This window comes from Microcystis sp. M165S2, from assembly GCF_020245885.1.
Taxonomy (GTDB): Bacteria; Cyanobacteriota; Cyanobacteriia; order Cyanobacteriales; family Microcystaceae; genus Microcystis.
Genome location: NZ_JADBTZ010000047.1, coordinates 1 through 11080, shown reverse-complemented (window position 1 = coordinate 11080; position 11080 = coordinate 1). Strand labels below are relative to the sequence as shown.

11 protein-coding genes and 1 pseudogene are annotated in these 11080 nt (G+C 45.7%); 9 read left to right on the top strand and 3 right to left on the bottom strand.

Going from position 1 to position 11080, the window contains the following annotated elements:
* A partial coding sequence (locus IM479_RS02570) for a helix-turn-helix domain-containing protein (protein ID WP_287699137.1) occupies positions 1-233 on the bottom strand: 233 nt, incomplete at its 3' end.
* Positions 234-324: 91 nt separating this feature from the next.
* On the opposite strand from IM479_RS02570, the gene IM479_RS02565 reads away from it, so the two are divergent.
* The 7 genes from IM479_RS02565 (at position 325) to IM479_RS02535 (ending at position 7550) form a co-directional block, all read left to right on the top strand.
* A complete protein-coding gene (locus IM479_RS02565) occupies positions 325-1215 on the top strand; it encodes a hypothetical protein (RefSeq protein WP_287684019.1) in 891 nt (296 codons plus the stop codon).
* A 22-nt stretch (positions 1216-1237) separates the two neighbouring features.
* A complete protein-coding gene (locus tag IM479_RS02560) occupies positions 1238-1894 on the top strand; it encodes a PspA/IM30 family protein (RefSeq protein WP_287684020.1) in 657 nt (218 codons plus the stop codon).
* A gap of 216 nt (positions 1895-2110) precedes the next feature.
* Positions 2111-2884 carry a PspA/IM30 family protein gene (locus tag IM479_RS02555; RefSeq protein ID WP_287684021.1) on the top strand — a complete coding sequence of 258 codons (774 nt, stop codon included), beginning with the start codon at positions 2111-2113 and terminating at the stop codon, positions 2882-2884.
* A gap of 292 nt (positions 2885-3176) precedes the next feature.
* Positions 3177-4157: a PspA/IM30 family protein gene (locus IM479_RS02550; RefSeq protein ID WP_287684022.1), complete on the top strand. Its 981-nt coding sequence runs from the start codon at positions 3177-3179 to the stop codon at positions 4155-4157.
* A 355-nt stretch (positions 4158-4512) separates the two neighbouring features.
* Positions 4513-5661: a Re/Si-specific NAD(P)(+) transhydrogenase subunit alpha gene (locus IM479_RS02545; RefSeq protein WP_287075849.1), complete on the top strand. Its 1149-nt coding sequence runs from the start codon at positions 4513-4515 to the stop codon at positions 5659-5661.
* 186 nt (positions 5662-5847) lie between these two features.
* Positions 5848-6144 (top strand): NAD(P) transhydrogenase subunit alpha part 2, encoded by a 297-nt coding sequence (locus tag IM479_RS02540; RefSeq protein ID WP_002733247.1) that lies wholly within the window; start codon positions 5848-5850, stop codon positions 6142-6144.
* Entirely contained in the window at positions 6141-7550 is a 1410-nt protein-coding gene (locus IM479_RS02535) for an NAD(P)(+) transhydrogenase (Re/Si-specific) subunit beta (protein ID WP_286827408.1), read from the top strand. Before IM479_RS02540 ends, IM479_RS02535 begins: the two co-directional genes overlap by 4 nt.
* A gap of 59 nt (positions 7551-7609) precedes the next feature.
* Here IM479_RS02535 and IM479_RS02530 read toward each other — a convergent pair whose 3' ends face one another.
* Positions 7610-7849 (bottom strand): hypothetical protein, encoded by a 240-nt coding sequence (locus tag IM479_RS02530; protein ID WP_002757689.1) that lies wholly within the window; start codon positions 7847-7849, stop codon positions 7610-7612.
* Between the two features lie 543 nt (positions 7850-8392).
* Here IM479_RS02530 and IM479_RS02525 point away from each other — a divergent pair.
* Positions 8393-9868 (top strand): leucyl aminopeptidase, encoded by a 1476-nt coding sequence (locus tag IM479_RS02525; RefSeq protein WP_287684024.1) that lies wholly within the window; start codon positions 8393-8395, stop codon positions 9866-9868.
* Positions 9869-10036: 168 nt separating this feature from the next.
* Here IM479_RS02525 and IM479_RS02520 read toward each other — a convergent pair.
* A pseudogene (locus IM479_RS02520) lies at positions 10037-10243 on the bottom strand (IS200/IS605 family transposase); the annotation flags it as partial.
* Positions 10244-10321: 78 nt separating this feature from the next.
* Between IM479_RS02520 and IM479_RS02515 the strand changes: the two are divergent.
* Positions 10322-11080 (top strand): RNA-guided endonuclease InsQ/TnpB family protein (locus IM479_RS02515; protein WP_287684025.1); only part of this gene is annotated, 759 nt, incomplete at its 3' end.

Genomic DNA, 11080 nt, shown 5'->3' with positions numbered 1-11080 from the left:
TGCAAAGGTACACAGCTTACTTCATTGAGAAAGTCTAATTCTTCTTGCTTTTTCCAATCGGTTAGCATTGAAGAAGTTTCAGTATATCCTACTCTTTCTTGTCTTTCATACCATGCTTTTGTTCTGAGATGGAGAGCTTTATTGTAAACTAATCTTACACAGCCCAAAGTGCGCCGCAATAGCGACTCTTGTTCGGGTGTGGGGTAAAATCGGTAAGAATAGGCTTTTTCCATATTCCACATTCTGGCATATATCGTGTAAATGCGCTAGTATTTAACGGTAAAGCCGTCGTAGAACGACGGGGTTTCAGACCCAAAATTTTCGATGAAATCCGATCGATCCCCATCCCCCCAAGATTTGCCTCTCTCGATCGTCCACCAACCCAGTTCAGCCATCGATCCCGCTCGGGAACCAGAATATCTAGAAGCTGCTGTCATTAACGTCTATCCCCAAGCTAAAGATGTCTTTTTTACCCCTTGGGGTATCCGGGCAATGGTGATCTTTTTAATTGCTAATAGTCTCCTCAGTCTCAATCAATGGTTAACCAATACTACCCCCACCCCGAGGAAAGCTGAGAATTCCCCCCTCGAGCAGCGCCAAAATAACTCCCGCCACCTCGATCGATTGATAGCGATCGCTCGTCCAGTACAGAAAACTCCTCAAACCAGTCCGATCGTTAATATTCCCGCTCCTCCCCTTAAAACCAGCCCGATAACTAATATTACCGCCCCACCAGTGGTTCAGAGTCCCCCCACCGCTATAAATCCGACTAATGCCCTCTTACCGCCAAATCTGCCACCGTCCCCCATGCCTGCCCATCAATTACCCGTCAGTAAGATCAAGCAATCTTTACCCGTCGCCCCCACTTCCCCCAGTACCCCTCCAGCATCTTCCCTAGTTTCCGCACCACCGCCACCACCACCCCAAGTCACCCCTGCCCCCTCGACCGCGATCATTAACGAACGAATGTTGGAGGAATTGCGTCAAAGAGAAGAATCACCCGCTAATTTACCCTTTTTTCAACGGGAAAAAGCCCGTCGTCTGGCTAATCAAAACCGACAGGATGCCACGGAGTTAATGAAACAGTTACCGCCAGAATTACAAGCATCCCCTTCTCCCAGTAGTCCGGCACCTTCAGAAACAGCCGATCCCTCCCAGTCCCCCGTCCCTAGTTCTATCATTATTGATAGGAGCGGCACTTCGGTAAACTATTAGGGTTCCTATCGGGAGGACGGCAATGGGTTTGTTTGAGCGCATGGGCCAAGCAATTCGCGCCCAAGTCAATAGTCTGATTCAGGAAAATCAAGATCCAGAAAAACTGCTGGAAAAAGCGATCTTGGAGATGGAAGGGGAATTGATCCAAATGCGACAAGCTCTGGCGGCAGCCGTCGCTACCCAGAAACGCACCGAGCGCCAACAACAACAACAGGAAAAAGCGGCTCAAACTTGGCACGAACGCGCCCAATTAGCCCTACATCACGGTAACGAGGAACTCGCCCGCCAAGCTCTCAGCCAATGGCAAACCTATCAAAGTCAGATCGCCCCCCTACAAATCTCCCTGCAACAACAGACGGCTATTATACAAAAGTTAAAGAAAGAACTCTTGACAATTGAACGCAAATATGCTGAGATGAAAGCACAAAAAAGCCTTTATGTGGCCAGATTGCGATCAGCGAGCGCCAGCCAAAAAGCCCAAGAAATTATGGGCAGTTTGAACAGCAGTCAGATGGGGACTATTTTCGAGAAATTAGAAGCAAAAGTCTTAGAAGCCGAATCCGAAGCCGATTTAATCCAGTATAAAGACCCCTTAGAGCGACAATTCCAAGATTTGGAGGGACAAAAACAAATTGAAGCCGAATTACTCAAGTTAAAACAAGAAAACTTGGATGGGTGATGGGGAGATGGGGTGATGGGGAGATGGGGTGATGGGAAAATTTCAACTAAAACCCCAATACCCCAATACCCCAATACCCCAATACCCCAATACCCTAATACCCTATCCCCTAACCTAGCTCTCGTGGTTTATATTGGAGAATAAGCCGTTAGGCAACATGGGAAATTTTAAGAACAGTTAACCGATTTAGTACACACCGAGAGGAACAAGAGCGTCATGGGTTTATTCGATCGCCTTAGCCGAGTTGTCCGAGCTAACCTCAATGATATGGTGAGCAAGGCTGAAGATCCAGAAAAAATGCTGGAGCAAGCTGTCAGTGATATGCAAGAGGATCTAGTACAGGTACGTCAAGCGGTCGCTAGAGCGATCGCCGAACAACGACAAACAGAACAAAAATACAGCAAAGACCAGTCAGAAGCGGTTAAATGGGAACAAAGAGCCAAATTAGCCCTTTCTAAAGGGGATGAAACTCTCGCCCGGGAAGCTCTTAAACGCAAGAAAGATTTCACGGAAACCGCCGCCATTCTCAAAAATCAACTGGATCAGCAAACGGTACAGGTAGAAAGTCTGAGAAAAAACTTGATTGCGCTCGAAAGTAAGATTTCTGAGGCAAAAACCAAGAAAAATATGTTAGTAGCTCGCTCCAGAGCCGCAAAAGCTAACGAAGAACTCCAAAAAACCCTCGGCAGTATCGATACCAGTAGTTCCATGTCCGCTTTTGAGCGCATGGAAGAAAAAGTTGTGCAGATAGAGGCCCGTAGTCAAGCTTACGGTGAATTGGGTGGCATCGGCATCGAAAATCAATTCGCTGCACTAGAATCGGGTAGCGATGTGGATGATGAATTGGCACTGCTAAAAGCAGAAATGTCCGGGGGGGCATTACCCGGTACAACTTCTAGTCAACCCACTTTACCCCAAGCAACCACCGTCAGGGATTCGGCAGTGGATGCAGAATTAGAGGAATTGCGATCAAAGTTAAAAGAACTGTAAAACTTTGAGCGCATCGAGACGTATCATCTATGGTACGTCTCTATTTATTAATACTAAATCCGTTGAGTATAGGCTAGTTATGAGGAGAGGCACTCATGCAAGAGGCACTCATGCAAAGGGGAAAATAAATAATCAGTTTTTAATAACCGGATTTAGTATAATTTTGTTGTTCAGATAGGAAATATTAATTGCTAGTCATAATTAACCATCGCTATTATGCAGGATATAGCAAATAATGGGTTATTTAGGACGCTTTCAATTTTCAAACTCTTATCTGAACAGGGTTTCAGCGATGGATTGTCCTAAGCACCTTGGTCTTTGCTATAATTTATCTAATTTACGTTCCTCAATTATCGAAGTAATTGCCTTACAAAAAAGAGCAGAACAACAGTACAGCCAAGCACAAGCTGAGGTTTTAAAATGGGAAAAAAGAGTTAAACTCTCTCTAGATAAAGGTGATGATTTTCTGGCAAAAGAAGCTCTTAGACATAAAAAAAATCACATTAATACCGCAAATATTATTAAAAATCAACTGGAAAACCTGAATATCCAAGTTGATAAACTGAAAGAAAAATTGCCAATTTTAGAAAGAAAAATTAACGAACAAACTCTCGACAGTATAGATACTAGAATTAACCTAGCAGCTTTTGAGTCCCTAGAGGAAAAAGTTAGACCAATTTATGGCGAATTGGACGGGATAGAAATCGAAAAGAAATTACCAAGATTAGACATTACTGAAATAATCACTTTACAAAAAAGAGCCGAACAACAATATAATGAAGAACTAGCTGAAATTTTAAAATGGGACAGGAGAGCTAAATTAGCTATATCTCAAGTAGATTATTCCCTTGTTAGAGAAGCTTTTAGACAAAAAGAGAATCATATTAATATCGCCAATATCATCAAAAGTCAGATCGAACAAATTAAAACTCAAGTCGATAATTTACAAAAAAACTTAACTATTTTTAAGAATGGGAACAATAGTATTTACCGTTCAGCTTTTCAGCGCATGGAAGCAAAATTTATCGAGTTAGAAGCCCCTAGTCAAGCTTACGGTGAAATCGGTGGCATCGACATCATAGAGCAATTCGCTCCACTAGAAGCGGGTAGCGATGTGGATGATGAATTAGCACTGCTAAAAGCAGAAATGTCTGGGGGAGTATTACCCGGTACAACTTCTAATCAACGCGATTTACCTCCAGCAAACACCGTCAGGGATTCAGCAGTAGATGCAGAATTAGAGGAATTGCGATCGAAGTTAAAAGAACTGTAAAACTTGGAGCGCATCGAGACCTATTACAGCCTTTCTCATCAATATGAAGTATAACTTAATCTGGTATCTACGACCGAAGACTGGCTACTGTTAACCGTTCTGGCGTTACCCAGAACGAAAAACTTGTACCTCATCACTAGGTAAAAATTTCCAAGCAATGCCGCTCAAAACCCTTTAATTCTGAAGATAATCCTAAGATTTAGCCCGAAAAAGAGCCAGAAAGGTGAGGATAGCTAGGATGGAAGTGAAAAGCAATTTTGACTCGAAATTATCCCAAGGGATCGATCGCATTTAACGAAACCCTTACCCTAACAGCATAGGACAAGAGAAGGACTTATTAAGGAGAAACCCAGCCATGAAAATCGGCATAATCAAAGAAAGTGACCAAGGCGAGGCGCGGGTGGCGCTAGTGCCAGATACCGTCGCCCGTTTAGTCAAGGCGGGATTTGAGGTAATTGTCCAAAATACGGCGGGAATTAGCGCTAACTTTGCCGATAGTGCCTATAGTGCCGTGGGAGCCGCCCTGAGCGAAAACAGCGAATATATCTATGAAACTGCCGATATTATTCTCAAAGTCGCCCCTCCTAGCGATAGCGAGATCGATCGCCTGAAAAGTGGAGGTATCCTCATCGGCTTTCTCGATCCCCTGCGTCAGCCCCGGCGCATTGCCAAATTAGCCGAGCGCGGGATCACAGCTTTGAGCATGGAATTAATTCCCCGCAGTAGTCGCGCCCAGAGCATGGATGCCCTCTCCTCTCAGGCTAACCTCGCCGGTTACAAAGCAGTACTCCTCGCCGCTGTTGGGCTGCCGAAAATGTTCCCGATGATGACTACCGCCGCCGGTACGATCGCCCCAGCCAAAGTGCTGGTATTGGGGGCAGGAGTTGCCGGATTGCAAGCTTGCGCTACCGCCCGCCGTTTGGGGGCAGTGGTGGAGGCTTTTGATATTCGTCCCCAAGTCAAAGAAGAAGTGCAGAGTGTCGGGGCGAAATTTATTGAAATGCCCCTAGAAGAAGATACCGTCGCCGATAACGGTTACGCCAAAGAGGTTTCTCTTAGCACACAGGAGCGCATTTGTCAAGCCCTAACGGAACCAATTAAGCGAGCCGATGTGGTGATTACCACCGCCCAAGTACCGGGGAAACAGGCCCCGCTGCTAGTCACCAAAGAAATGATCGCCACCATGAAACCGGGGTCGGTAATCGTTGATTTAGCGGCGGAACAGGGCGGAAATTGCGCCTACACCCAACCGGGACGAGAAATCATCGTTAATGGGGTCAAAATCGTCGGAGCCGTTAATCTTCCTGCCACAGTGGCCACCAATGCCAGCCAGATGTACGCCAAAAACCTGCAAATGCTGCTACAACTTCTAGTCAGCAAAGACGGCAGTTTAAACCTCGATTTTGCCGATGACATCATTGATAGCGCCTGTGTCACCCACGCCGGCGAAATCCGCAACCAACGCATTAAATCCGCCCTCAGTGAACAGTTATCGGCTTTTTAGCTATCAGCTTTTTCTCCCCATCCCCTATCCCCCATCCCCTAACCCCTATCCCCCATCCCCCATCCCCCATCCCCCATCCCCCATCCCCTAACCCCTATCCCCCATCCCCTATCCCCCATCCCCTATCCCCCATCCCCCATCCCCTATCCCCCATCCCCCATCCCCCATCCCCTTTTTACTTAACCAATGACTGCCCAACTTTTAACCGCTTTAGTGGTATTTGTCCTCGCTTCCTTTGTCGGTTTCGAGGTGATCAATAAAGTTCCTCCCACTCTCCATACACCCCTGATGTCGGGAGCGAATGCAATTTCCGGTATCGCCGTTGTTGGTGCGCTCCTCATCGCCGGAGGCACGGATTGGCACGAATTAACCGTAATTTTAGGGTTAATTGCCGTTATTTTGGCGATGGTTAACGTGGTCGGTGGTTTTGTCGTTACCGATCGAATGCTGCAAATGTTCAAGAAAAAAGAGGCTAAATCATGAATAATGCCCTTACCACAGGGATCGAGTTATCCTATCTACTCGCCGCCATCTTATTTATCATCGGTCTTAAACAATTATCTTCCCCCGCTACCGCCCGTCAAGGCAATTTTCTGGCTGCGATCGGGATGCTAATCGCCATTATTGCCACCTTAATCAATCAAGAAATCCTCAGCTATGGTTTAATCGCCGTGGCGCTGGTGATTGGCTCGATTATCGGCTTAGTTTCGGCGCAAAAAGTCCCGATGACAGCTATGCCCCAAATGGTGGGGATTTTTAACGGTTTAGGCGGCGCGGCTAGTGCTTTAATTGCCATTGGCGAATACTGGCGTTTACTGCAAAGTGGTGAAAATATTGCCTTTGACTCGATACTGATCGCTATTTTGGGTGTATTGATCGGTGGTGTCACTTTTACCGGTAGTGTCCTCGCTTTTGCCAAATTACAGGAATTAATCACTGGTGCGCCCGTAACTTTTCCTTTCCAACAACCCTTTAACATTCTCTTGCTACTCACCTTTTTAGGGGGTAGTGTCTATCTCTTTTTTGATCCCACCTCGATCGATGTTTTCCTGACCTTGGTGGTACTTTCCCTAATTTTCGGGGCTTTATTCGTGCTTCCCATCGGTGGCGGCGATATGCCCGTGGTTATCTCCCTCTTAAACTCTTTTTCGGGGATTGCCGCTAGTGTAGTCGGTTTTATCCTGATGAATAGTATGCTGATCATCGCCGGTGCTTTGGTGGGTGCGTCGGGGATTATCCTGACTCAGATCATGTGTAAAGCCATGAATCGATCGCTGGCTAGTGTACTATTTGGGGCATTTGGTACAGGTGCTAGTGCCGGGGGCAAAGCGAGCGCCACTTCTAGCCTTGATAAATCGGTTCATGCCATCGATTCAGAAGAAGGGGCAATGATGCTCGGTTATGCGCGTTCTGTGGTGATTGTACCCGGTTACGGCATGGCGGTGGCCCAAGCACAACACGCGGTGCGAGAATTGGCTGAACAGTTGGAAAAAAACGGCGTTGAGGTTAAATATGCTATTCACCCCGTGGCGGGAAGAATGCCCGGTCACATGAATGTATTACTGGCCGAAGCTAACGTTCCCTACCCCCAACTCTACGATATGGATGATATTAATCCTGAGTTTGAGCGCGTCGATGTGGCGTTAATTATTGGGGCGAATGATGTGGTTAATCCCGCTGCCCGTCACGATAAGGCTAGTCCGATTTATGGAATGCCGATTCTCGACGTGGATAAGGCACAGCACACGATCGTGATTAAGCGCAGTATGCGATCGGGTTTTGCCGGGGTAGAAAACGAATTATTCTACAATCCCAAAACTTTTATGCTCTTTGGTAGCGCTCAAGATGTGGTAGCACAATTAGTATCACAAGTCAAGGATTTGTCATAATTCTTAGCAAATAGGACGGGGTTTTCACCCCGTCTTTTTTTTATCCGATTTTCCAGAGTTTAAAGATAATCGAGAACTAATTCCCCTTTGCTCACTTTTTCGGTAATTAAAGTTCTGACTAACTCTAATTCTTCCAGGGTCACTTTACCATCAGATCTCATAGCTAGGGCGATTCTTTCCCTTTCCCCTTGAGTGATCACGCCATCAACACTAGCCTGTTCGATAATAGCTCGCAACTTTTCTAGTTCCTGTTGTTCTTCTGCGGTTAATTCTGCTTGATTAGGACGAGATATTTCCATAAAAATTTCTCCTTGAGCGATCAATACAAACTTGATAATTTTTTTCTAAGTAGTAGAACCCATGGCAGTTATCCCCAGTCAGGATCAGGAATCAGGAACAATGCCTAATCAGTTTACACTTCATATTTCCTCGGAAACCCTCTCAACAAATACATTTGTATCAAGAAACATTAATAAAGCTGAGAGCCTTGACTATTGCCTCTGGGTTATTCCCTTGCCTCACGGTTAACTTTAATTTTGCTCGACCACTTAGAGTTAGCGAATACATTATAGCAGTTATCTTAATGGCGAGAGAAACTCTGTAGTACACGATCACATCGATAATTTCTAGGTTCGATTTCCTAGCTTGCCAACCGCTAACTATTTATCTAATGATTTGAACAGAGAGGGTCTTGAACCCGACATTTTTAGATAATGATTTTGGCTAGACCTTGATTCTTGACAGGGAGCCAGTAGGCCTGAATAGATGATCGATGATAACTGATAGAGCTTACAGTATAGTGATTAATAGAAGCATTTTGCAAAGAATTATCGAGATAAAGAATGGATATTCGATCGACTGACACCTCGCTCCTTGCTTGGACAGGAGACACTTTAGCCCTAGGTTTACCAGAAGGAGCCATAGAGATTGCAGGAGAATTGGCAGAATTGAACGATAAACTAGGGGGAACCCTAGAGGAGCTCATCTCCGAGACGGAATTCGAGGGAAAATTAGGCAGCAATGCGGCGACTCGTCTAGGTGGTGGAGGTCCGATTCGCAAATTAATCCTGGTGGGATTGGGAAAAACTGCCGATTTCGACCTGCAAACCCTGCGTCTAGCGGCCGCCGCCATCGCTCGTCTGGCCAAACAACAAAAAACCCAAGCTCTGGCCATCAGTTTACCGGTAGTTGGCGATCAGTCCGCCACTGCCGGAGCAATCACGGAAGGGCTGCTGCTGGCCACTCATCAGGATAACCGCTTCAAGTCCACTAAAGAGGAAAAAGGAGCCAAATTAGAAACCGTCGAGTTATTGGGTTTAGGAGAACAATTATCGGCGATCGCCAAGGCCGAGCAAATCTGTTCTGGAGTGATTCTGGCCAGAGAATTAGTCAATGCTCCCGCTAACACCGTCACCCCCCTGACCATGGCAGCCACCGCCGAGCAAATTGCCGCCGAATACGGATTAAGTCTCAAAATTCTGGAACAGGAAGAATGCGAAAGCTTGGGCATGGGAGCCTTCTTAGGAGTAGCCAAAGCCTCGGATATTCCCCCGAAATTCCTTCATTTAATCTATAAACCCCAAGGAACCCCGAAACGTAAACTAGCAATCGTCGGCAAAAGTTTAACCTTTGATTCCGGCGGTTTGAATATTAAAGGGGCCGGCAGTGGCATCGAAACCATGAAAATGGATATGGGGGGTGGTGCCGCCACCCTAGGCGCAGCCAAGGCGATCGCCCAATTACAGCCAGAAGTGGAAGTACACTTTATCTGTCCGGCTACAGAAAATATGATTAGTGGTCGCGCTATGCACCCCGGGGACATTTTAACCGCTTCTAATGGCAAAACTATTGAAGTCAATAACACCGATGCCGAGGGACGATTAACCCTAGCCGATGGCTTGGTTTTTGCGGAAAAATTAGAGGTGGATGCGATCGTGGATCTAGCCACTTTAACCGGGGCCTGTGTCATCGCTTTGGGGGACGATATCGCCGGTTTATGGAGTAGCGATGAGAGTCTCACTGTTCAACTCCAAGAGGCCGCTAAATTAGCCGGCGAAAAATTCTGGCCAATGCCCCTAGAAGAAAAATATTTCGAGGGGATGAAGTCTCAAATTGCCGATATGAAAAACACCGGCCCGCGCCCTGGCGGTTCCATTACAGCCGCTTTATTTTTGAAGCAATTCATTAATAATACTCCCTGGCTCCACCTAGATATCGCAGGACCGGTCTGGTCCGATAAAGAAAATGGAGTTAATAATTCCGGGGCGACTGGTTTTCCCGTCCGCACTCTAGTTAATTGGGTAATGGCCAATAATTAAGTTATCGGTGATCGGTAAGCGGTATTAGGTGAGGAGTATTTTCACTGTTTACTGTTTACCGATCCCTGAAAAATCTGCCCCACCCCTCACCCCTATCTCAAGGTCGCGAGAGGACTCCCGTTAAACTGCGTAGCGGTTAACGGGAGATGAATCGCTACCAGAATGAAACTAACGCAGTAGCCTTTCCACTTTTGGGGAGTTTTGGTTCTCGACGTATTTTTTTAGTTGTTCGACAGTAACGTCGCCACAACTAGCCACGAAATAAGCTCCCGCCCAAAAATAGGGTTTGTTGTCGAAATACTTTGCCGCCAAATCCGGAAATTCTTGTCTAATTAAGCGACTACTAACTGTTTTAAGGTTAGCGATTAGTTTGGTCCATGATTGTAATTAGTTGATATACTAGGCAGTAAGTGTTACAATTTAACTATACATCACATCACGAAACTAACGACAGTGATAACGCTTACCTACCAGTACAAACTAAAGGTAAACAAGAAACAGGAACGAGAGATTGTCCACATTCTTGATGTTTGTAAGAGCGTTTATAATTACGCGCTCTCGGAACGGAAAGATTGGTTAAACTCTCGAAAGTGTCTTGCGGATCGCTGTTCGCTAGTTTCTGAGTACATAATTCCTGCGGATCAACCCTATCCAAATTACTTCGTTCAAGCTAAAAATCTAACGGAAGCTAAAAAAGTTTACCCGATATTAAAGACGGTTAACGCTCAAGTCTTACAGCAAGTTTTAAAAACTGTAGATAAAGCGTTTGACCACATGAAATCGAAAGGCTTCGGCTTTCCTAGATTTAAGAAAAAGATGCGAAGTTTTGTTTTCCCCGCGCTCTCGAAAAATTTTCTAGGTGACGAATACTTAAATTTTCCACAATTGGGAAAAATTCGGATTAGGAAATCTAGGGAGTACCCGTCTGGGTTTGAGCCTAAACAAGCTCGAATTATCCAAAAAGCGTCGGGATTTTACGTTTTGGTTTCTTTCCAATCTACGGAATTAGTTCCCGATCTGACAGTAGGGAAGACCTGTTTAGGAATTGACGCGGGAATTGAGAGTTTTGTCGCTACTTCACGGGGAGATTTAATCAAAGCCCCTCGATTTTTGTTGAAAGTACAGAGTAAGCTTAAATTGCTACAAAGACGCTTGCAACATCAAGTCAAAGGCTCGAACAATTGGTTAAAACTTCAGGAGAAGATAGCAAGA